Genomic DNA, 21,674 nt, shown 5'->3' with positions numbered 1-21,674 from the left:
TCCCGCATTGCATTGACTTTATCTTATTCAAAAGCAATAACAAGTAATGGAATAACGAGGAACTTATGAATATTGAGACCACTTTAAGTGATGAAAATCTAATTGAGTTGGCTCAGAAAGGAAATGGACCAGCTTACGATAAGCTATTTGAGCGCTATCAACATAAAATTCAACAAATGATTTATTTCTATACTAATGATTGGGTCAATGTCAATGATTTAACTCAAGAAGTACTAATTAAAGTATTTAGGCATTTGCCAGACTTCAATGAACGTAGCCAATTTTCAACATGGTTATATAAAATTATACAAAATACTATTAAGAATTATTTTCGCTCTCATAATTCGCGGACTGATTCGGAAATGCAATACGTAGACGAACAATTTTCTGCCCACTATAACTCCCCAGAATCTAACATCATGGGTTTAGAATTTGAAAAAAAAATAGAAGCAGCGATGTCAAGTTTATCAGAAGATTTACGTCAGTGTTATGGTATGCACATATTTGATGGCCAAACCTACCAGGATATTGCAAAAGAAATGCATTGTCCCATTGGTACTGTACGTTCCCGTATATTTAGAGCACGGAAACAATTAATGGATATTGTCAGCGATAACACTTAACATATCAATTAGATATACTACATTGTATATAACCTTAAAATCTGAATACCATCCAGGCAATAAAGTGACATATCTTTACTGAGCTCTTACTTTGAGCGGTTGTAAGTGCAAATCAAAGTTTTAATACTATTTTATTTACTAAATAAATGAGGCTAATTTATTACAGCAAACAGCTGATATTCAATAAACATATGCTAAAATATTTTCATTCATACGAACCTACAAGACCTTCTATGCTGGAAAGTGATCGCTTAATCAGTAGTCAAAGTAATGTCTCAGAAGAAGCAATAGATAGAGCTATCAGGCCTCTTAGCTTAAGTGAATACATAGGACAAGAGGTGGTAAGCTCCCAGATGCAGATATTTATTAATGCAGCAAAAAAGAGAAATGATCCTTTGGACCATGTTCTTATTTTTGGCCCACCTGGCCTTGGTAAAACCACACTGGCAAATATCATTGCTCATGAAATGGGAGTTAATATCAGACAAACTTCAGGGCCAGTTATTGAACGTGCGGGAGATATTGCTGCTATATTAACCAATTTACAACAAAATGATGTTCTATTTATCGATGAAATACATAGATTAAGCCCTGTTATTGAAGAAATCCTTTATCCAGCTATGGAAGATTATAAGTTGGATATCATGATAGGAGAAGGACCTGCAGCCCGATCTATAAAATTGGAATTGCCTCCTTTCACATTAATTGGAGCAACAACAAGAGCAGGATTGCTTACATCGCCATTAAGAGACCGATTTGGTATAGTACAACGCTTGGAATATTACTCTGTTGATTCACTTACCCAGATTGTGGCTCGATCCGCTCATTTGCTTAATGTTCCAACAAAACCAGAAGGTGCAAAAGAAATTGCTTTGCGTTCTAGAGGGACTCCACGTATTGCTAATCGATTATTAAGAAGAGTCCGAGATTATGCTGAAGTAAAGGGAAATGGCATCATTACTGTTGATATGGCTCAAAAAGCTTTGGAAATGCTTGAAGTTGATCAACATGGATTTGATTTAATGGACAGAAAATTGTTGCTGGCAGTTATTGAACACTTTAATGGTGGTCCAGTAGGTGTCGATAGTATAGCCGCAGCCATTGGTGAAGAAAAAGGGACTATAGAGGATGTATTGGAGCCTTTTTTAATACAACAAGGTTTTCTCATGCGCACTCCTCGAGGTAGAATGGCTACTCCAAAAGCTTATCAGCATTTTGGTTTTAATGCTATTGAACAGGAATAGTACATGAATCTTATTTCGAATCATCAGCATAGCATAAGAGTCTATGCAGAGGATGTTGATTTCATGGGAATCGTTTATCATGCGAATTATCTTTGTTATTTGGAAAGGGCTCGCACAGAGTTATTAAGAGAAAATAATTTAATTTTAAGTGATTTGATAAAATCAGATATTTTATTTGCAATAAACGAGCTCACTATTCATTATTTGTTACCGGCAAAGCTAGATGATCAATTAACTGTTGAGACTAAAATCAAAGAATTAAAAGCATGTAGTCTTATATTTGATCAAAAAATATTTAATCAACATGAACAATTAATTTGTAAGGCTAGTGTTCAAGTAGTCTGTGTTGGCGAAAACTTAAAGCCCAAACGACTACCTAATATTATTAGGAAGAATAACTAAGGCCTTCAATACTGGAGATAAATGGTGGCTAATCAAGCAAACGTATTAATGTATTTTATGCAAGCTGGTTTGGTAGTAAAAACCGTGATGCTAATATTATTAATTGCTTCAGTCGTTTCCTGGACATTGATATTTCAAAGAGCATGGTTTTTTAATCGTAGAAAACAATTGACGGAAGCGTTTACCAGAAGATTTTGGGATTGTGGTGATTTAAGCAAACTTTATGCGGATGTGGATAGTAATAGTGATGAAAAACAAGGGATTGCAGCTATTTTCCATGCCGGTTTTAAAGAGTTTGTTCGCAATAGGAAGCAAGGTACGGTTACTATTGAACCAATACAACGAGTCATGCAGATAAGTCATGCTAAAGAAGCAGAAAAGTTGGAACAACATTTACCATTTTTTGCTTCAGTTGGGTCAATTTCACCTTATGTGGGGTTATTTGGTACAGTTTGGGGTATAATGACGTCATTTCAGGCCTTGGGACATGCACAACAAGCAACAATAGCTATGGTTGCTCCTGGTATTTCGGAAGCATTGGTTGCTACGGCTTTAGGACTATTTACAGCTATTCCTGCAGTTATTGCATACAATAGGTATACAACTCAGGTTAATACTTTGCTGAATAAATATGATTTATTCCAAGAAGAACTGATTTCTTTAATTGAACAACAAACTTCTGGTTCGTCTAGAGGATAAAATTTAAAATGAAGCGATCTAAAACCAATCGTGAACGTCCAATCTCTGAAATTAATGTAGTACCCTATATTGATGTGATGTTGGTTTTATTAGTTATTTTTATGATTACTGCACCAATGCTCACACAAGGGGTCACTGTAGACCTTCCTAAAGCTGCAAGCCAAAATTTACAGCCTTCTGATAGGGAACCAATTATTGTGTCTGTAAATCAACTGGGTAGTTATTTTTTAAATATTAGTAGTACCCCAGCAGAACCTATTGAAGCTCAGGCATTACTAGTAAGGGTTGCAGCAGAATTAGAGTTGGCAAAACAATCAGGCCAAAAACTCAATGTCCTTGTTAAAGGAGATCAAGGGGTCGCATATGGTAAAGTTGTTCAAGCTATGGCTCTATTAAAGCAAGCAGGTGCCGAGCAAGTAGGATTACTTACTGATTCTGAGACAGGTGAAACAGAGGGAAAGGCATGATAATAAATACACCTAGTTACAGAAAAGCATTCTTTTCTGCTGTCATACTTCATCTTTTTTTGATCGCCCTTCTTTTAACTGATACGAACACTAAAAGACCGGTTCTAACCAAGGAAATCCAAAATTCCCCAGGCATGTTACAACCAATTGCATCTCAACAGGAGGTTGTAAAAGCAGTTAGTGTTGATAATAAAGAAATCATGGAAACAGTTAATCGTTTGAAGGAAGAACGAGAACAACAAAAAAGAGCTGAACTCAGCAGACAAAAAGAGTTATTAAGGCAAGCCGAAGCTGCGAAACAACAAAGAATCAAGGAGCAACAAGAAGTTGCAAAATTGAAAGAGGAAGCGAATAAGATTGCCATTGCCAGAAAAAAACAAGCTGAAGAAGAGAAGAAACGTTTAAAAGAATTAGCAGAGCAAAAGGCGTTAGAGGCGAAACGTATTGATGAGTTAAAAAAGCAAAATGAGAAATTAGTGAAACAACGTGAATTAGAAGCTAAAAAATTAGCTGAGCTTAATAAGAAAAAATTGGAAGAAAAAGCGAAAGCAGACAAGCTGAAAGCTGAACAAGCAAAGGCCGAAAAGCTAAGAGCAGAGACTGCTCGTGCTGAACAAGAAAAAGCAGCTATGGAAAGAAAAAAACAAGAAGAAGCAGCGGCTGCGCAACAAGCTGCTCAAAATGCTGAAAGGCAAGCACGAATAGCTGGTGAAGTTGATAAATACAAGGCACTCATTGTAAATGCAATTGGACGCAATTGGATTTTACCTGAAAATGTTGACAGCTCTCTGTCAAGCCAATTCAGAATACGTCTTGCTCCAGATGGAACAGTACTTGAAGTGTCCCTAACCCGCAGTAGTGGAGATCCCTTATTAGATAGGTCAGCACAAACAGCGATATATAAAGCCTCACCGCTTCCCGTGCCTAAAGACGTTGAAACATTTAATTTGTTTCGCGATATCAGTTTAACCGTTCGTCCAGAACAAGTTAGGGGGTAATGCTCGTGTTGAATCGAATTATTTCACTTTTCTTGCTGTTATTTACTAGTCAAGTGATTGCTCTTGACTTGGAATTAACTCAGGGGATTAACTCAGCTCTGCCAATCGCTATCAACTCCTTTGGTACCGATGCAGCAGCACAGGAAATAGCAAATGTTATAGAAAATGATTTAAATATATCCGGACAGTTTAAAATTATTTCCGGCCCTCAGGGACCAAATTCTCAGTCCTCAGTGAATACCCTACGTCAGCTAGGCGCTGATAGTGTAGTAACAGGAAGGGTTAATCAATCGGGTAATCGAATTGAAGTGAGTTTTACCTTGGCTGATGCAGTGGCTAAAGGAAACATTTTGTTGACAAAAACCTTTCAAATCAATGCCAATCAAGTTAGAGCCCTTGCACATCATATCAGCGATGAGGTATATCAAAAGCTAACTGGAGAGAGAGGGATATTTTCTACACGAATAGCCTATATTTCAGTCCAAAGAAATGGGCCAAGGGCACGTTATTCACTAGAAGTTGCTGATGCCGATGGGCATAACCCTCAAAGCTTGCTCGTTTCAACAGAACCTATTATGTCACCTTCCTGGGCACCGAATGGCAAAGCTATCTCATACGTATCTTTTGAAAAAAAACGAGCTCAAATTTTTACTGTTTCAGTTGAAACGGGACAACGTCATTTAATTACCAGTTTTCCAGGAATTAATGGAGCACCCGCATGGTCTCCTGATGGACGTCATTTGGCTGTTGTTTTGTCTAAAAGTGGAACTCCCAAAATTTACGATGTTGATTTGGGTTCTGGCGTTATGAAACAACTGACTTTTGGTAATTCTATCGATACAGAGCCACGCTTTGCACCCGATGGACGTAGTTTATTATTTACCTCAGGCAGAGGAGGCGCTCCTCAAGTCTATCGATTATCATTAACAGATGGTCAGGTAAGTAGAGTAACTTTCGAAGGTAACTATAATGCACGTGCATCCTATACTCCTGATATGAAACACATTGTCATGCTGCACAGAGAAGACAGGCAATTTAACATAGGCTTACAGAATGCCAATGGCGGCCCAATTTCTAATTTAACTTTTTCAGGTCTGGATGAATCTCCTTCGGTTTCACCAAATAGTCGTTTAGTACTATATGCAACTCGCCATCAGGACAGAGGAGTTTTAGGCATAGTATCTATAGATGGTAGAATTAGAATGAGACTTCCGGCTCGTGAAGGTGATGTTCAAGAGCCTGCCTGGTCTCCTTATTTGAGTTAATCATGGTAAGAAATATATTAATATTGTTTTTTTTATGTATATTCAATTCAGGTTACACTTGGAATGCGATAGGGCACCAATTGGTCGCCCAGATCGCATACGATAATTTGACACCTGAAGCCAAACAAATGTGTGATTTGTATTCTCATTCAAAAGCCAGAGTATCACCTAATGCCAATTTCGTAAAATCAGCCTCTTGGTTAGACTCCATAAGAGCCAATGATGTTCATTGGTTTGATGCATTACATTATATAGATATTCCATTCTCAAAAGATGAAACACCACTCCCATACTCTCCAGAAATCAACGCTCTCTGGGGAATTAAACAGGCGATTACTGTATTATCCTCCAACAAATCCAATTTAGTTGATAAGGAATTGAGCTTGCGCATATTAACGCATTTGGTTGGAGATATTCATCAACCTCTACATACTGTCACCAAAGTAAGTAAAAAATTACCGAATGGAGATTTAGGTGGAAATTTGTTTCAGTTGGGTGAAAATCCAATTGGAAACAATTTACATAAGTATTGGGATAATGGAGGTGGCGTGCTGATAGGCCAAGGCAGGTTATTTCAGATTAAAAATAAAGCGAAACAACTAGAAAAGAAATGGTCTTGTCAATTAGCTATAAAGGAAAAAAATCCTCGGCAGTGGGTTAACGCATCACATCAATTGGCATTAAAGCAAGTATATGCTATTTCACCATATAAAGTGCCTGCTAAACGATACCAGTTAAATGCTCAAAATATTACAGAAAAGCAAATACTTTTGGCTGGGTGTCGATTAGCCTATTTGCTTAATCGTATTGCTGAAGATCGTAATAAATTTAGTTAAAGCACAGCTTTAAGAGCTCATTCTTTATCATTATATATCCGCTCCATTGCGGTCGCGGCTCAGTTCTGCGTCATTATAATCCGAGCCGCGACCGTAAGGAAGCGGATAGTTGGCACGTAGAATAACCAGCTGTGAACGATTACGAGCCGTGATTATTAGGGAGCGCACGTATAAAGATTGGTGTAAACGGTGGACACTCCACTCAATCCATTGGCCACATATTTAACAGAAGTAAATCCAGCTTTAAGCAGTATATTCAAAGCAATTTGGCTTCTTTTACCAGATTGACAGTATAAAATGATAAGATGGTCTGGGTTTAATTCCTTTAAGCGATGGGATAATTCTTCTAACGGAAGCACAGTTCCCCCTATATTTTGTGTTTCATGTTCTTTTACTGTGCGAACGTCTATTAGGGTAATATCTTTATTTTTCAGAAACAATTGATGGAGTTCTTCCTTAGTGATTGATAGGTTGTTTGAATCAATTGGAAGTTGACAATTTGCAGGACAAATTAATTCTTTAATTGATTGATTATGAACACAAAATTCACAATCAGGATTTTTTGAAAGGAGAATTTCTTTAAATGTCATTTTTAACAAGTCAACAATAAGTAGTCGATTTTTTAATGGATTACCTATTTGTAATATCCATTTTATTATTTCAGTTGCCTGGATAATACCTAGTATCCCAGGTAAAGGACCTACTACTCCACTGATTTCACAGTTTGATACATTAATTCTGCTTGATGAAACGGGGAATAGACAATGAAAACAAGGTGATTGTTTACCATGAAAAATTGAGCAATACCCTTGGAGTTGGGCAGCACTGGCATAAACATACGGTTTTTCTAACTTAAAGCAAATACTATGAATCAAATATCGGGTATAAAAATTATCCGTTCCATCGGCTATGATATCGTACTGACTAATTAACTCAGCTGCATTGTCCTCCGTTAATCGATCAGTAGATGAAATTATTTGAATAAAGGGATTGATTTTCTGAAGTTGTTCCTTTGCTGCAATAGCCTTTTTTTGGTTAACATGTGATTGATAATAAAGAATCTGTCTTGGTAAATTGCTTAACTCGATAATATCATCATCCACAATACCTAGAGTACCCACACCTGCTGCTGCCAGGTAAAGTAATAAGGGCGAGCCTAAACCTCCAAGACCTATACATAATACTCGGGCGTTTTTAAGTTTTTCCTGACCTGCTAACCCAATTTCATCTAATTTAATTTGTTGGGAGTATTGAATTTGTTCACGCATTGATAAATTTGATTTATTCATGGTTTGACTTACTAATTTGGATTAAAAATTGTTCAGCGGCGGTTAAAGGAGCATTTGCTTTTGTAACCGCTGATATTACTGACACACCATCAACATTTGTCTTTAGGACATTGGGAAGATGTTTGAGAGAAATGCCACCAATAGCGACCAAGGGGTAACTCAGTGTTTTCCGCCATCGTTCAAGCTGGTCAACACCCTGAGGTTTAAAGGACATTGCTTTGCTGGTTGTCTCATATATAGGGCCACAAGCAATATAAGAAGGATTAAGAGTATGGGCTCGGGCAACTTCATAATAACAATGGGTGCTCACACCTAAATGCATCCCTGATTGCTTAATTCTGTCTATATCAGCTTCCACAAGATCTTCTTGACCAAGATGAACTCCTTTAGCGCCGAGATTAATAGCCAGTTCCCAGTAATCATTCACAAATAATGTGGCACCGAATTGATTGGCTAAAAGGACACTGTGTTTAATTTCTTCTTCCAACCATGATTTGGAGGCATTTTTTATTCTTAATTGAATGCATTTAACACCTAATGGCAATAGAATTTTTAACCAATGACTGCTATCAACTATTGGGTAAAAGCCAGTATAGCATCGTTCAAATGGCTGACTTAATTTTATTAAAGGGGTAGGGGATAGATAGGGAAGATCTACCTCCTCTTCAGGCCAGCCACCATGAAACAACTTAGCTGTTTGTTGGTCAATCTTCTTTGATTGACGTATGCCTCTACTCACATACATTTTTGAAATAACAATTGCATCTTTTATAGGGTAGCCTAGCGCAAGACAAGCCGCTAGTGCTGAAGACAATACACAACCTGTGCCACGATAATTTATTTCAGGGAAACGTTGGTTCGCAATCCAGAAAGAGTCTTTTCCATCAGTCCAATAATCCTGACTAAATAGATTATCCTTTACATGGCCTCCTTTAAGTAAGACTTGTTTGACTCCCATTGATAAAAGGTCATGGGCAGCAATTTCGATATCCTGATAAGACTCTACAGTCCTATTTAAAATAATCTCTGCTTCTGCCAAATTAGGAGTAATAATGTCAATATGTGGAAATAATTTAACTAAATTTGCTCTGTGTTGCTTTAAATCTGAAAAAAACAATTCAGTACCTGAAGAAGAAGATACTAAAGGATCAAGAACTACAAATCCCGTGTAATCCTTTAAAAAATTAACTAAGTTCTCAGTAGCTAATGTTGAGCTCAGCATACCAATTTTAATGGCGTTGGGTTTAAAATTTAGTTTTAAAGCATCATACTGCGCAGTAAGATGCTCACTGGAAATTGCTTCTATAGCTAAAACTGAGTTAGCGTTTTGTGCTGTTATCGCAGTAATTATAGTGCAAACCTCAACCCCCAGATTTTTTAGCGTTTCGACATCAACATGAATACCAGATAGCCCTACTGGATCAACACCTGCAATAGTCCAAACAACTGGCATTTTCATATTTTATTTTCCTGATGCCAAAAAGGAGTATCTATTAATGGGGTACTTGGATGGGCCATATTTCGTTCAGACATCATGCCCCCTATGAATGCACAATGACCTGAGATAACGGCATGACGAAATGCAGTGGCCATAGTTGGAGGATGGTTAGAAAGGGCAACCGCTGTATTGAGTAGCACACCATCGAACCCTAATTCCATAACTTGCACTGCATGTGATGGTTTACCAATACCAGCATCAACTATTAGTACGATATCTGTAAAGCGATGACGCAATGCTTCCAAAGCATAGGGATTAACTAATCCTTTGCCTGAACCTATAGGGGAAGCCCAAGGCATAAGAATTTTGCATCCAACATCTACTAGTTTTTGGCATAAAACCAAATCATCTGTACAATAAGGAAAAACCTCAAAGCCTTGCTTAACCAATGTATTAGCTGCTTTGACCAATTCAAAAGGATCAGGTTGCAAATTATAATCATCACCAATTACTTCTAATTTTATCCATGAAGTATCAAATAATTCCCTTGCAATCTCTGCAGTATTGATGGCTGCTTCAGCACTGCGACAACCTGCAGTATTTGGCAAAAGATGGCAGCCCAGGTTACTCACTGTTTGCCAAAAGAAGTCACCACACAGTCCAATAGAAGTCTGGCGTTTTATTGATATTGTAATAACCTCAGAGCCAGAGTTACGAATGGCATTCTCCATGTGCTCAAGCGTAGGATAGCACGCAGTTCCTAATAACAAACGACTGTTTAATTCTCTATCTGCCAATCGCCACATCGTTAACCTCCTTGCATAGGTAGAAGGATATCTACACAATCGTTTGCTTGTAAAAATATTGTTTCGTAAGTTCCACGTAACACAAGACGGTTATTTAGAGCAACGGCGAAGTGTTGTCCTGTGTAATTATGTTGCTGTAAAAATTCACTTAATGACAATGGTATCTCAATGTCATAGACCTTATCGTTCAAACAAATACTAACCATAATAATTCTCCCAAAGGTCAGGATAGTTCAGATACTGAAAATTGGATGTTACGCCTCGTAATATCTCTTCTGCCAAAGCTGGGGCAATTAAATAACCATGACGATAAAGCCCATTGACCGCTACAAATCCCTTAGAGAATTGAATACGTGGTAAATGATTGGCCAGCGTTGGTCGACAATGGGTGACTGTTTTTAGTATTCGCGCTTCACCAAAGCCTCCATGTAAATAATAAACGGCTGTGAGTAACTCCAACGTAGTTCGAACTGAAATAGGGCTAAAGTCTTTTGCTTCAATTTCACTAGCACCTATGAGATAAATATTTCCTGGTCTAGGAACCAGATACAGACTATAGCGTGGATGTAACAGGCGTATAGGACGTTGCAACTTAACCTCGGGGGCATGCACCCAAATTAGTTCTCCTCTTAAGGCACGTAAATCAGGGAATACTGATTGAGCACCTAACCCACGACAATCAAAAACGACATCAAAATAGTACTGTCTTTCTTTAGTGCCAATGACATGCGGCTTAAGAGCGAGCACAGGTGTGTTTGTCATGTATAGTAAGCAAACAGCCTTCAGGTATTTATTTAGAGCAGTCATTAATGCCTGGCAATCGATGTGCGCTTCATCCTGAAAATAGTATCCTGTTTCAAATTTGGTAAGTTCAGGTTCAAGAGCAATGAGTGTGTCGTGTGATAATTTTTGAAGAAAGGTGGATTCATGACCTAGCTGGCTTACAATACGACGACTGAAATGAGTCCATTCTGTATGATCATTCGGATGATAGAGGACTAGAGTCCCTGATTGTTGAAAATAAATTGTTTCAGGTAATTGATTAATGATACGTGACCAATAGTTTTTAATTGATTCCTGACCTAAACAAGAAATTAACAGTTCCGATTTATCTAATTCACAAAATGGTGATAATAGTCCTGCAGCTGCAGTGCTGCAATTCATATTTTCAGTCTGTTGATCGAAAAGTGACACCTGCCAGCCGGCATTATGTAAAGCCAAAGCTAACAGACGTCCCATGATTCCAGCTCCTACAATTCCTGCTTGCATAATTAGTCTTCAAGACAACAAGCTATTGGCTTCAAATCAGAATAGGGCGTATCAGGTAAGTAATTGTTGGTATAACATTGAGAAATATCAAAGTGTTCATCAATAATTCCCAGATGCTTTGTATAGCGACCAACCTTAGCCCAGTCTCTATCAATATTTAGTAATGATCGAGAGAAAAATGGCAGGGTTCTTGTAAAAATCTTTTGATATAGTGGGGTACGCAATTGTGGTTTGGCCTGGCATAATAGTTCATAGGCTTCTTCTGGTTTCTCGGTAGTGAATGCTGCTCCTCGTTGTGTGGCTCGGAGGAACCCTTCCACTAATTCAGGTTGCTGCAATGTACATTCAGGGACAATAAATTGAACCGAACAAAAACAACAACAGCCCAACCCCGCCAATTGATCGATTCTTAAGAATACTGTTTCTCCACAAAGATGCTCTAATTCAACCTTTTGAAAATTAATAAAGCCAATACCTGTATCGATGACATCACGATAAATAGCATCTGTAACATTCATGCCAATTCGCACTGTTTCATAGCTTGTTGGATCAATACCCGCAAGACTTGCTAAGTTATCGATAATTTTTTTACCAAATTCACCTATATAACCAACTCGTTTGCCAACAATGTCATGGAATGAATTTATTCCACTTGATTTTAAAGCGATTAAACCTGTAGGTGGTTCATCCAAAAGTGTGCCAATAGATGTTACAGGATAACCTTTGGCTTTGGCAGCCACTGTATGAATCATTGCTTTTACACCAAAATCTACTGTCCCTAACCCAACTATTTCAGTCACATCGCTGGGATCCGTTGGTTCCAAAATAGCCAGTTTAATGTCTTCTTGTAAATAAAATCCCAATTGCTTTGCAACCAGAATAGGCGCATGGTATGGGTTTGCATACCAGTTAAGTAGTAAAGTAACTCTGGATTTTAATGATGACATTGCCATAACTCCTTGTGTTATTATTTGAATAATGGAGAGATGGCAAAAGGGAACCTGACCATAAAATGGCGAGGTTTTTTTGAAGGCAGTCCTTACGCTGATATGACTCAGATCAAGTTCTACGGGTAACTCTCAGCCGGATTTCCGACACCCCGCGCCATCTAATAAACTTTGCTATACTAAATTTTATTATTTTGTTTGTCAAACCGGCATTAATGGTGAGGCAGGTCAAAATCATCCTTCACCTGCAATAGAAACAAAACGATGTCACTAACAGGCGATAACTATGAAACACTTAGAGCATGGCCACTCCCAAAAAGAAATTTTAGAACGATTAGCTCAAACTCCCTCACAAAGTTATTTACGAGATTGGATATATGGTGGTATTGACGGGGTTGTCACTACTTTTGCAATTGTTTCTGGTGTTGTGGGCGGACAACTGTCTTCTCTGGTTATTCTAATTTTAGGTTTTGCTAATTTGTTAGCAGATGGGTTTTCAATGGCAGCAAGCAATTACCTGGGAACAAAATCAGAAGTAGATCAATATAATCGATATAAAGCCATTGAGGAGAAGCATATAGATCTTATGCCCGAAGGAGAAAAAAATGAAATTAAACAGATTTTTCTAAAAAAAGGATTACATGGGGAAACATTGAATCAAGTTGTTGAAGACATTACCGCCAACAGAACACTGTGGATAGATACTATGTTGCAGGAAGAATATGGATTGCCAGCTTCTCTTCGTGTTCCCTTTAAATCCGCATTATCTACTTTCGCAGCATTTTTGCTTTTCGGAATTATTCCATTAACTCCTTACGTGCTTGTTTTTACTAATCCATTCTTTTGGTCTTGTCTCTCTACAGCGGTTACATTTTTTGTCATTGGCTCAATTAAAAGCCATTGGTCTACTAAATCCTGGTTCTACTCTGGTTCTGAAACTCTAATAATAGGTGTTATTACAGCAATACTTGCTTATAGTATTGGAGTGTTTCTGCATTATTATTTAACTTAAAAATAACAATGAATAAAGTATAGATTTGTTCATCTTCCTTTGTGCTTGTTTTTAAGTATCCGACATAGGTGATAATAGAGTTCATTTAGTTCATTGGATTTTATAAAATATTCTGGAACCCGATATGTTTGATGTTATTTATAATAGCCTGTTGATGTTCAAACCTAAACCAATAAGTCAGTTCAATCACATTTTATTTTCTTGTTTACTCTTGTGTTTTTTAAATTCAGCTAATGCAGTTAATTATAGTGATCTGAAATTGAATCATGCTGAACAGATAACGTTTTTCACCGATATTGTTAGCCACGGGAAGAAAGTTACTCTGGATAACTTGTCCGTGCCTTATGATTATTTATTGACACAACCATTAATGACTATCGGCCTGGAGAAATACTATCAACGTACGCCTATGATTAAGGTAATTTATGCTTTAAAAAATCAACATCGCAACACCTATTCACGAGTTATCATAATGTATGTTGATCGATATAAAAACAGAAATAATCCTATACTTGCTCAAAAGAAAAATGAAGCAATCCCTGTTGAGTTAGCTTTCATTACTGTTAATTTTAATGAGCTACCAGAAAAAATAATTACTGACATCCTCCATACCGAAATTCCTTTTGGTAAATTATTGACCAACCATCATTTCAAAACCTCTACAGGAGAGCGTACTTATTTTACAGTCTCTTGCAACAAATTTTTGAGAACCTTGGTGCATTGTAAATTAAATAAAAAATTATACGGCCGTACCAATACAATTATCCGATCAGATAACAAAAAATGGATTGCCCATGTTGTTGAAATTTTGCTCTAAATCTAACTTGATAAAATCGATTTTCAAACATTCTTCCAATATTCCATTTTATTGCATAAGACAATAAATGGTTCTGTTTACCAATTTAAAGTGAGTATTAAAAGTCAATGAAGCTTTTTTCATTGCTTTCAGCATCCATTGACAGTCCGAGTCATTAGCATAGTGTAAACTGAAATTCTTTCTTACAAAAGGAACCAGTTCAAGCACTTTAAGAGATAAATGAGCATCAAAAGTTAAAAAATACATTAATGTCAACTCATCTTTAAATTGCTGATATCCACCAATGCCCTCGTAATCATTAATTAAATCACCGCATCCATACAAAATTGGGCAGTGATTGTATATTTCAATTCCAATTGGATGATGTGAAGAGTGACCATGAATGATGTTGACACTCAACTCATCAATTAAAGCGTGGGCAAAATTCTGATGTTGGCGTGGAATATCATATCCCCAGTTACCACCCCAGTGAATGCTGATAATAATTAAATCATGGGGCTTTCTATAATAGTTAATTATTTCTTTTATTTGTTGAATTGTATTTCCATTCAAGTCATGCAATAGCCACAGTCCGGGTTGCTTTGTAGTGGCACCCCATTGTGGAGATATACCACTGGAATAGGTCCCCATGGAAAAAATTAATATTCTTATTTTATCATTCGGCGTGCGAAGAATAGCAGGAGTTTGTGCTTGATCAATGTTATGGCCAGCCCCGGAATATTCAATGTTTGCCTTTTTTAAAGTCCGAAGTGTTTCCAAAAAACCTTGTTTACCCCAATCCAATATATGATTATTCGCTAACGAACAGACATTGATGGATGCGGAAGTAATTGCATCGATATTACCAGGATGCATTTTATAATGAATGCTCTTATGCAAGTCTTGTGTTTTACTTTTAGTAATGCTGGTCTCTAAATTAATAATTCGAGCAGAGAGATTTCTTTGTTTTAATTCAATTAATCCATCTCCCCATAGATAGCCGCCATAGACACCACGAGGTATTTTTCCATTAGTTCTTTCAGCGATTACAACGTAATCCTTAGCGTCTTTAATATAGGGTTCATAGAGGCGAGGAAATGAGGGGCATGATAAAATCTGATCAATCCCTCTACCAGTCATAACATCGCCACATAAGAATATTTGCAGATCCTGTGGTGGAGGCATAGAACAATATAATCCTATAAGTAGGAGCATTAAATTACTATTAATTATAGCGTTATATTGCCTAAGGAGAGTTTAGGTAGCCTCATCCTGTAAAGACTAAAAAATTTTGGTTTAGAAATAATTATCTTTCATACTATGTATTTTTTGGAAAAATTTCTTACTTATCTTAAGGTTATATTTTTTACATAAATGTTCCCGGGCTTCAGATTCGTCACTTTCTAGCATTTGGTCCCTTTGAAGGAAAGTTAAGATGTCTTCAGTCACTGCCCATTGATACATTAGCCATTTCCATTTTTTCTGATACTTCCCTACGAAATCAGCTTTGAATACTGTGGTTGATTTTTCATGAAGAACAGCTGTTTTAAATAAAGCAGGATTTAATGATTGGATATAGTCAGAAGCGACTTTAAGTGTTTCACCTGTGTCATTCACATCATCAATAATTAATACATGTCTTCCCTCAATATTTACATTAACAGGGGAAATAACTTCAGTGGATTTATGCTTTTGTGCTCCACCATAATAATGACTGATCTGCATCGAACCTAACTGTCGAATATTTAAAAAATCACAAATAAAGCGTGCTGCAGGAAAACCGCCTCTTGCAATAGCTACGACTGTATCAAATTGATAGCCAGATTGCATAATTTGGCCTGCCAGTTTACAGCTTATTTCATAAACTTCTCGAAGTGTAATTATTTTTGCAGAAAAGTCTTGTTTCATAACAATGATAATTGAGCAGCTGATAGAAGAATCTCATTATAAATGACTTCTTAGTTTAAATAAAACCAGGAAAATAGATTTATATTCTTACAATAATAATCCAGAACTCTATGAAATCACTTAAGTTTTCGCCGCATCAAGTTTGACTTCATGTAAATAAGCCACCACATTATTAAATTCTTTTTGATTAAATGAGAAGCCAAAATGGAGCGAAACTTTTATTGCTAACTCATTAAATAATTCACACATTTTAAATAATGAGTCCCACATATTGTTATATTCAGCATTAGCATAGGTTTTTAAAAATTCCTGCCATATCCCAGGTTCAAGATGGTTTTCAATATATTTTCCATGATTACCTATGATACTTTGGTAATTAGTATTAATTCCTATATACCATATTAACATCTGGATTAACTCTTCTTTTACAACTTGTTCCGAAACGTATTTCGCATAAGTTAACTCTTTACGCCAGATGCCCTTGGCAACATAGGTGCTTACCCATAAAAATTCGTTACAACAATCTAAAAACTCCTTCTCTGTGGGGGGCTTAGGTAAATAATCTTTATCACTAGGTGGTGGGAATGGTTCAATAAAATTGTCTTTATCAAGCAATAAAATACTTTGACTATCTTTTGACATTGTATTTAGCTGGTTGATATGTAATAACGTTAGATCAATCCTGTTCCAATCCTTGAATTGCATTAAATAGACATACTTATCTTTTGATTTTGGCCATTTTTCATCCATCTTATCAGGTGCTTGCATGATTAATATATCACCAAAATGGTTAATCCAATTGGTGTCCACTACAAATGGCTCCACATCTGTCACTATGTATACAATATCATAGTCTTGGAAAATATCTTTTTTTGCACAAGGACTCGCACGCGAACCATTCATAATCACAGCTCTAATTCTCTCATCACTTTTAGCTATTTCGATAATGAGGTTAAGCATTGTTTGTTCATCTCGTCTATATCGTGTTTTCATAAGAATCTGTTTAATTTGCTTTGTTAAGGATGGAATTTTTTAACTTTTTAGCTTTTATCATATGGCTAGCCTAGTTTTTGCAGCCATCGTACTAATTTGCGAGTTTTATTTGAAAATAATTTCGGCGCATAAAATTCCCCAGCCACACGTTTACTGATTTCACTTAAAGTAGGGTAGGGAGCAATCACATCGGTAAAGCTTCGTAATGTTTTTTGTTCACGAATAGCCATAACCCATGGCAAAATGAGTTCACCTGCATGAGGACCAACAATGGTAGCTCCTAAAATCCTTCCCTTTTTATCTGTGATGATTTTAATTTTTCCATTTAAAGTGCTTTCGGTTTGAGCACGATCATTGTCAGCAAAAGGCCATTCGGTAATTTGAATATCAGGTCGCTTTAATGCCTCAATAACAGAGAGTCCAGCATGAGCTAATTCGGGCTCGGTATAAGTTACCCAGGGAACTGCTTTATAATCTACTTTAGCGGGTAACTTAAAAACAATATTACGGAGTACAATACCAGCTTGATATCCGGCCATATGAGTAAACTGATAAGACCCAACCACATCACCAACCGCGTAGATTTTTCTATTCGTGGTTTGTAAGCGCTTGTTAACTTCTATGCCTTTGTTCGTAAATTGAACACCAGCTTTCTCCAAATCCAATGAATTAACGTTGGCTCGTCGTCCAGTTGCAATGAGGAGGTGACTGGCATTAATCGTCAATTGTCCGCCTTGATGTTCAATTGATACGATGATGCCAGAATCAGGATGCGAGACTATTTGTTGTACTTTAATTTGTTCATAAATGAGAATGCTCATTGCTTCCAGTTGAGTACGAATGTGAGCAACACAATCAGCATCATCTTTAGGAAGAATATTCAACCCTTCCAAAATTGTAACTTTAGAACCTAACATAGCAAATGCTTGAGCAAGTTCGCAACCAATGGGGCCACCACCAACAACAACCAAGTGTTTAGGTTGTTCTTTTAAATCAAAAATGGTTTCATTGGTAAAATAGGATACTGTATCTAACCCAGGGATAGGTGGGATAAATGGCAATGATCCGGTTGCAATCACAAAACGCTTCGCCTGAATTAAAGCATCGCCAGCTTGTAATGTATCAACATTTAAAAATTTACCCTTTTCTTGAATAACTTGTACACCTAATGATTCAAAACGTTGCACAGAATCATGTTCAGAAATATTCTCTATGACTTGATGTACATGCCGCATGACTTGTGGAAAATCAATTTCCAGTTCTTTAGCGCGTAACCCAAAATGAGTGGCATGCTTTGCATAATAAAAGGCTTTGGCTGCAGCCAATAAGGATTTGGATGGAACACAACCATAATTCAAACAATCGCCACCCATTTTTCCTGACTCGACCAGAATAACCTTCAGTCCTAATTGTGAACATCCAGAAGCCAAACTCAAGCCAGCAGCTCCACCGCCAATAATAGCTAAATCACACTTTATTGCCACATGTATACCAGTTATACCACTTTGTTGATTACGACGATTACGAGTTAAGTATTGATAAAATGCAGGCATTAAAGACAAAGCAGCCAATGCTAATAAGGGACCTAATATTTTTGGTTCAAAGATAACTCCAAGATTAGGTGTCTGATTAGCTGCAAATATTTGACCTAGGCCATTACCAACCATCACATAAACGGTTGAGCCGGGAATGATGCCAAGAAATGTCGCGGTAATAAATGTTTTTGCCTGTACATTCAAAAGAGCAGGTACAATGTTAACCACCCAAAACGGGAACAAGGGAATCAAGCGCAAGGTGAGCAAATAAGAAAAGGCATTGTGCTGAAATCCTTGGCGCATACGCTCTATCCAACCCGATGCTTGTTTTGCCAGCCATTCACCTATTGTGGTGCGGACTGCATAAAAGAGTATGGTTGCTCCAAGCGTAGCACTGGTGAGCACGAATAAGACGCCCCAGAGTACTCCAAATAAGAACCCGCCAGCCAAAGTAAGGAACACTGCTCCTGGTATAGAGATGGCAACTGAAATTGTGTAACAAACAATAAAAATCAATGGTGCCATGAGGTAATGAGTTTGAGTCCATGAAATGAGTAAGGCATGATTTTCTCTTAATGTATTAAAACTTAAGTATCTATCCAGATGCAGACTGAAGAAAAGCATTAATAATCCGATTAATGCAATCAATGGCAGCCAACGGCGAATCGTTGTTTTAGTCATTAACGTTATTCCCTTAACCCAGTGAATTTGTATGTATTGGGATCCTAGCAGTAATTTAGTCTCAGGTCATACCTTAATTCACTGCAGGACAAGATAGGATTAAAAAATTATTTAACAGAGTCGGTAAGTGGTGCTAAGTCTTCCAATTTAATATGAATATCGCGCTGGGGAAACGCTATGGAAATATTATTCTTACGGAAAGCTTCTTCAATAGCAAAATTTAATTCGCTTTTTACACCCCATTTTTTATTCACATCTTTGATCATGCACCAGAGTTGAAAAATTAATGCACTATCAGCAAAGGTAGTAAATAATACTACGGGTTTGTATCTAGTACTCTTTACTACATCATCGTGTTTATTAGCGACTTCCAAGAGGATTTCCCTAACTAGATTCAAATCACTGCCGTAAGCAACACCAACTTCACAATTCACTCTCCAATAACTATCAGTAAGCATATAATTGACAACACGACGTGTAATCAAATCAGAGTTGGGGATAATGATGTCTTCGTGTATTGGAGTAATAATTTGTGTTGATCTTACTCTAATTTTTTTCACAAACCCTTCAACACCATCAATACTAATTCGATCACCAGGTCTTATTGGTTTCTCAATAAGTAAAATGAGGCCAGAAACAAAATTATTAACAATGCTTTGTAATCCTAAGCCTATTCCTACAGAAAGAGCTCCTGCTATGATAGCAAGGCCAGTAAAATTGAACCCTGCTACGAGCAAGCCAGCAATAACGGCGATACTAAATCCAACATAGGTTAGAATAGAGGCGATAGCAACCTGAGTTTCTTCTTCATTTTCGAACTGTTGGTGACCGCTGACCGCTGTTGAAATGGCGCGAAAAACTAAATAAAGAAAACAAAACACTATCACTCCAAAGATAGCGCGTGTTGGATAGATTGTAATATTTGCCAGGGTAAAACCGTATAATAATTTGACATAAACAGTGTCTATAAAATCCGTAGCAAACCCCCAACATTTTCCTATCAAATAGATACCTACAAGAATGATAATAAGTTTCAATGTTATTTTAAGAATATAAAACTCCGTAAGCAGTTGATCTTTTTTATATCCAAACAATCGAATGACATTAATTTTTCCTTGTGTGTAACTCAATGAAGCATAAAATTTGGTAATCCCCTGTTCGACTAAAATAGTGATGTAAAGGATGAAAAAAGTGCAAATACCGGATAGTGTGAGTTGCATGGCCAAGGTATAAAAACCATTCAAGTTAAGAATGGCACAACCTAAAAGCAGTACAAAAATAAAGTATCGAATGAAATTATAGTGTCGCTTTACGAAAGAGATATGAAGATGTGATCGGCAGAAATAATGAGTAAAATAAGCTGCAGTGCCAAGTAATATAAAAAGAAAAACAGATTGAATTAATTCCAGAACAACATTATTCACTCCCCAAATATCAGATAATTTTTGTTCAAGGATTGCGAAAAAATAAAAGACAATTACAACAATGCTTAGAACTTTAAAAAACTCACTATCCATGGCATACCAATCAAAAAAAGCTTTGATTTTTTTTACTTTGAATAGGCAAATAATTAGTAATATTCCTGTGAGAAGCAAAAATAACTGCTTCATTAGGAGAAATTGAGAGTTAATAAGTTGCTCTTCATTGCCAAACAACCATAGATAACTCAATAACGAACCAGTCATAATATACAATGCTAGAAGTGTGACATGGATCCAGCGAAGTTTTTTAAACCTTAAGTAACGACGAATAATATTGGATTGCCGTAATTTTGAGAGAAAGAAAACGGAAACTAAAAAGCTGGCAACAACAATAGAAATCCATATATAAAAGGGTAGTTCTTGAAGCAGAAATTTCTCTTTTGAGTAATTTATCCATTTAACGTTATCAGGAGAATTAAGAATTTTATTTATTGATTGCCAAAATGGTGAGATGCGAGCCAGAGTTTTTTCTTGTTTTAGCTGCAAAATAGCACTTTTATAAGCTTCTATCGCTTCTTGAGCTCGAATTGAGAACAATCTGCATTGTGATTGCAGTTCAGCTAATTCTTGCTTTTGATTATTTAAATAGACAAGGTCTGCTCCTTTATTATTCCCTGTAGAAGTCGCTTGCTTAATTAGTACATCCACACCGTTTAATTTCTTTTGCAAATCTGAGATGCATTGATCGGATTGGGCTGATAGCTCGCTTAACGTTTCTACTGCTTTATTCAGATTGTTTAAATTGAGATTTTGAACGGACAGTTGAAGATTGATGTGATCAAATTGTTTGTTTGCATTTTTTACATCAAAAATGGCCGGCAAAGTAGTATCCCCCAAAATAGGGGGAATACTAAGAAAGAAAAGCAAAAACATGACGAAAAGTCTCATGGTCATTCTCTTCATTGCCACGGTATTTATTACTTACTGTACTTTCTTATGGTGTGAATCTCAAGAAAGAATTGAAATGCATAGTAAAACTAACTCA

Annotated in this window: 21 protein-coding genes and 1 riboswitch; of the genes, 10 read left to right on the top strand and 11 right to left on the bottom strand. The window is 36.8% G+C overall.

Annotated features, from left to right (window positions below; all coding sequences use genetic code 11):
- Window positions 1-65 precede the first annotated feature (65 nt).
- The 8 genes from ACZ5EK_RS08290 (at window position 66) to ACZ5EK_RS08255 (ending at window position 6,534) form a co-directional block, all read left to right on the top strand.
- Complete coding sequence (locus ACZ5EK_RS08290; RefSeq protein WP_464428980.1) at window positions 66-623, top strand: sigma-70 family RNA polymerase sigma factor; 558 nt, start codon at window positions 66-68, stop codon at window positions 621-623.
- Window positions 624-856: 233 nt separating this feature from the next.
- Window positions 857-1,867, top strand: coding sequence for a Holliday junction branch migration DNA helicase RuvB (ruvB, locus tag ACZ5EK_RS08285; protein WP_464428978.1), 1,011 nt, complete (start codon window positions 857-859; stop codon window positions 1,865-1,867).
- A gap of 3 nt (window positions 1,868-1,870) precedes the next feature.
- Window positions 1,871-2,269 carry a tol-pal system-associated acyl-CoA thioesterase gene (gene ybgC / locus ACZ5EK_RS08280; RefSeq protein WP_464428976.1) on the top strand — a complete coding sequence of 133 codons (399 nt, stop codon included), beginning with the start codon at window positions 1,871-1,873 and terminating at the stop codon, window positions 2,267-2,269.
- Between the two features lie 21 nt (window positions 2,270-2,290).
- Window positions 2,291-2,968, top strand: a complete 678-nt coding sequence (gene tolQ / locus ACZ5EK_RS08275) for a protein TolQ (RefSeq protein WP_464428974.1) — start codon at window positions 2,291-2,293, stop codon at window positions 2,966-2,968.
- An 8-nt stretch (window positions 2,969-2,976) separates the two neighbouring features.
- A complete protein-coding gene (gene tolR / locus ACZ5EK_RS08270; RefSeq protein ID WP_464428971.1) occupies window positions 2,977-3,435 on the top strand; it encodes a protein TolR in 459 nt (152 codons plus the stop codon).
- Window positions 3,432-4,433: a cell envelope integrity protein TolA gene (gene tolA / locus ACZ5EK_RS08265; protein ID WP_464428969.1), complete on the top strand. Its 1,002-nt coding sequence runs from the start codon at window positions 3,432-3,434 to the stop codon at window positions 4,431-4,433. The genes tolR and tolA overlap by 4 nt, the downstream gene beginning before the upstream one ends.
- 5 nt (window positions 4,434-4,438) lie before the next feature.
- The gene (gene tolB, locus ACZ5EK_RS08260; RefSeq protein WP_464428967.1) at window positions 4,439-5,698 is read left to right on the top strand and encodes a Tol-Pal system beta propeller repeat protein TolB; all 1,260 of its coding nucleotides are present in this window, start codon (window positions 4,439-4,441) and stop codon (window positions 5,696-5,698) included.
- Window positions 5,699-5,700: 2 nt separating this feature from the next.
- Window positions 5,701-6,534, top strand: a complete 834-nt coding sequence (locus tag ACZ5EK_RS08255; protein ID WP_464428965.1) for a S1/P1 nuclease — start codon at window positions 5,701-5,703, stop codon at window positions 6,532-6,534.
- 155 nt (window positions 6,535-6,689) lie between these two features.
- On the opposite strand, the gene ACZ5EK_RS08250 is transcribed toward ACZ5EK_RS08255, so the two are convergent.
- From ACZ5EK_RS08250 to ACZ5EK_RS08225, 6 genes are read right to left on the bottom strand one after another with little or no spacing between them, the layout of a single operon-like run.
- Window positions 6,690-7,823 carry a ThiF family adenylyltransferase gene (locus tag ACZ5EK_RS08250; protein ID WP_464428962.1) on the bottom strand — a complete coding sequence of 378 codons (1,134 nt, stop codon included), beginning with the start codon at window positions 7,821-7,823 and terminating at the stop codon, window positions 6,690-6,692.
- Window positions 7,816-9,282 carry a thiamine phosphate synthase gene (thiE, locus tag ACZ5EK_RS08245; RefSeq protein WP_464428960.1) on the bottom strand — a complete coding sequence of 489 codons (1,467 nt, stop codon included), beginning with the start codon at window positions 9,280-9,282 and terminating at the stop codon, window positions 7,816-7,818. The genes ACZ5EK_RS08250 and thiE overlap by 8 nt, the downstream gene beginning before the upstream one ends.
- On the bottom strand, window positions 9,279-10,067 hold the full coding sequence (locus ACZ5EK_RS08240) for a thiazole synthase (RefSeq protein WP_464428957.1): 789 nt from the start codon (window positions 10,065-10,067) through the stop codon (window positions 9,279-9,281). Before ACZ5EK_RS08240 ends, thiE begins: the two co-directional genes overlap by 4 nt.
- Window positions 10,068-10,069: 2 nt before the next feature.
- Window positions 10,070-10,273, bottom strand: coding sequence for a sulfur carrier protein ThiS (thiS, locus tag ACZ5EK_RS08235; RefSeq protein WP_464428956.1), 204 nt, complete (start codon window positions 10,271-10,273; stop codon window positions 10,070-10,072).
- Window positions 10,266-11,336, bottom strand: a complete 1,071-nt coding sequence (locus ACZ5EK_RS08230; protein WP_464428953.1) for an FAD-dependent oxidoreductase — start codon at window positions 11,334-11,336, stop codon at window positions 10,266-10,268. Before ACZ5EK_RS08230 ends, thiS begins: the two co-directional genes overlap by 8 nt.
- Before the next feature lie 2 nt (window positions 11,337-11,338).
- A complete protein-coding gene (locus ACZ5EK_RS08225) occupies window positions 11,339-12,283 on the bottom strand; it encodes an ABC transporter substrate-binding protein (RefSeq protein ID WP_464428950.1) in 945 nt (314 codons plus the stop codon).
- A 71-nt stretch (window positions 12,284-12,354) separates the two neighbouring features.
- Window positions 12,355-12,448, bottom strand: a riboswitch (TPP riboswitch).
- A 121-nt stretch (window positions 12,449-12,569) separates the two neighbouring features.
- On the opposite strand from ACZ5EK_RS08225, the gene ACZ5EK_RS08220 reads away from it, so the two are divergent.
- On the top strand, window positions 12,570-13,295 hold the full coding sequence (locus tag ACZ5EK_RS08220) for a VIT1/CCC1 transporter family protein (RefSeq protein ID WP_464428948.1): 726 nt from the start codon (window positions 12,570-12,572) through the stop codon (window positions 13,293-13,295).
- 124 nt (window positions 13,296-13,419) lie between these two features.
- Window positions 13,420-14,112: a hypothetical protein gene (locus ACZ5EK_RS08215; protein WP_464428946.1), complete on the top strand. Its 693-nt coding sequence runs from the start codon at window positions 13,420-13,422 to the stop codon at window positions 14,110-14,112.
- 48 nt (window positions 14,113-14,160) lie between these two features.
- Here the strand turns inward: ACZ5EK_RS08215 and ACZ5EK_RS08210 are convergent, their stop codons facing one another.
- The 5 genes from ACZ5EK_RS08210 to ACZ5EK_RS08190 form a co-directional block, all read right to left on the bottom strand.
- A complete protein-coding gene (locus ACZ5EK_RS08210) occupies window positions 14,161-15,276 on the bottom strand; it encodes a CapA family protein (protein WP_464428943.1) in 1,116 nt (371 codons plus the stop codon).
- A gap of 111 nt (window positions 15,277-15,387) precedes the next feature.
- Window positions 15,388-15,999 (bottom strand): phosphoribosyltransferase, encoded by a 612-nt coding sequence (locus tag ACZ5EK_RS08205; RefSeq protein ID WP_464428940.1) that lies wholly within the window; start codon window positions 15,997-15,999, stop codon window positions 15,388-15,390.
- A gap of 120 nt (window positions 16,000-16,119) precedes the next feature.
- Window positions 16,120-16,992, bottom strand: coding sequence for an aminoglycoside 6-adenylyltransferase (locus ACZ5EK_RS08200; protein ID WP_464428938.1), 873 nt, complete (start codon window positions 16,990-16,992; stop codon window positions 16,120-16,122).
- Between the two features lie 65 nt (window positions 16,993-17,057).
- Window positions 17,058-19,208 (bottom strand): FAD-dependent oxidoreductase, encoded by a 2,151-nt coding sequence (locus ACZ5EK_RS08195; RefSeq protein WP_464428936.1) that lies wholly within the window; start codon window positions 19,206-19,208, stop codon window positions 17,058-17,060.
- Between the two features lie 107 nt (window positions 19,209-19,315).
- Window positions 19,316-21,583: a mechanosensitive ion channel family protein gene (locus tag ACZ5EK_RS08190; protein WP_464428933.1), complete on the bottom strand. Its 2,268-nt coding sequence runs from the start codon at window positions 21,581-21,583 to the stop codon at window positions 19,316-19,318.
- Window positions 21,584-21,674 lie beyond the last annotated feature (91 nt).

It is taken from the genome of Legionella sp. JM-2024 (assembly GCF_055389095.1).
Note: the sequence above shows the minus strand (reverse complement) of the source record. Positions and strands in the feature narration are given on the sequence as shown.

Excerpts from the sequence above, each read along its gene's own strand:
- ACZ5EK_RS08290 (WP_464428980.1), top strand. The coding sequence starts at position 66 with ATGAATATTGAGACCACTTTAAGTGATGAAAATCTAATTGAGTTGGCT.
- ACZ5EK_RS08255 (WP_464428965.1), top strand. The coding sequence starts at position 5,701 with ATGGTAAGAAATATATTAATATTGTTTTTTTTATGTATATTCAATTCA.
- thiS (WP_464428956.1), bottom strand. The coding sequence starts at position 10,273 with ATGGTTAGTATTTGTTTGAACGATAAGGTCTATGACATTGAGATACCA.
- tolA (WP_464428969.1), top strand. The coding sequence starts at position 3,432 with ATGATAATAAATACACCTAGTTACAGAAAAGCATTCTTTTCTGCTGTC.
- ACZ5EK_RS08220 (WP_464428948.1), top strand. The coding sequence starts at position 12,570 with ATGAAACACTTAGAGCATGGCCACTCCCAAAAAGAAATTTTAGAACGA.
- ruvB (WP_464428978.1), top strand. The coding sequence starts at position 857 with ATGCTGGAAAGTGATCGCTTAATCAGTAGTCAAAGTAATGTCTCAGAA.
- tolR (WP_464428971.1), top strand. The coding sequence starts at position 2,977 with ATGAAGCGATCTAAAACCAATCGTGAACGTCCAATCTCTGAAATTAAT.
- ACZ5EK_RS08250 (WP_464428962.1), bottom strand. The coding sequence starts at position 7,823 with ATGAATAAATCAAATTTATCAATGCGTGAACAAATTCAATACTCCCAA.
- thiE (WP_464428960.1), bottom strand. The coding sequence starts at position 9,282 with ATGAAAATGCCAGTTGTTTGGACTATTGCAGGTGTTGATCCAGTAGGG.
- ACZ5EK_RS08195 (WP_464428936.1), bottom strand. The coding sequence starts at position 19,208 with ATGACTAAAACAACGATTCGCCGTTGGCTGCCATTGATTGCATTAATC.
- ACZ5EK_RS08230 (WP_464428953.1), bottom strand. The coding sequence starts at position 11,336 with ATGCAAGCAGGAATTGTAGGAGCTGGAATCATGGGACGTCTGTTAGCT.
- tolQ (WP_464428974.1), top strand. The coding sequence starts at position 2,291 with ATGGTGGCTAATCAAGCAAACGTATTAATGTATTTTATGCAAGCTGGT.
- ACZ5EK_RS08200 (WP_464428938.1), bottom strand. The coding sequence starts at position 16,992 with ATGAAAACACGATATAGACGAGATGAACAAACAATGCTTAACCTCATT.
- ACZ5EK_RS08225 (WP_464428950.1), bottom strand. The coding sequence starts at position 12,283 with ATGTCATCATTAAAATCCAGAGTTACTTTACTACTTAACTGGTATGCA.
- ybgC (WP_464428976.1), top strand. The coding sequence starts at position 1,871 with ATGAATCTTATTTCGAATCATCAGCATAGCATAAGAGTCTATGCAGAG.
- ACZ5EK_RS08190 (WP_464428933.1), bottom strand. The coding sequence starts at position 21,583 with ATGACCATGAGACTTTTCGTCATGTTTTTGCTTTTCTTTCTTAGTATT.
- ACZ5EK_RS08215 (WP_464428946.1), top strand. The coding sequence starts at position 13,420 with ATGTTTGATGTTATTTATAATAGCCTGTTGATGTTCAAACCTAAACCA.
- ACZ5EK_RS08240 (WP_464428957.1), bottom strand. The coding sequence starts at position 10,067 with ATGTGGCGATTGGCAGATAGAGAATTAAACAGTCGTTTGTTATTAGGA.
- ACZ5EK_RS08205 (WP_464428940.1), bottom strand. The coding sequence starts at position 15,999 with ATGAAACAAGACTTTTCTGCAAAAATAATTACACTTCGAGAAGTTTAT.
- ACZ5EK_RS08210 (WP_464428943.1), bottom strand. The coding sequence starts at position 15,276 with ATGCCTCCACCACAGGATCTGCAAATATTCTTATGTGGCGATGTTATG.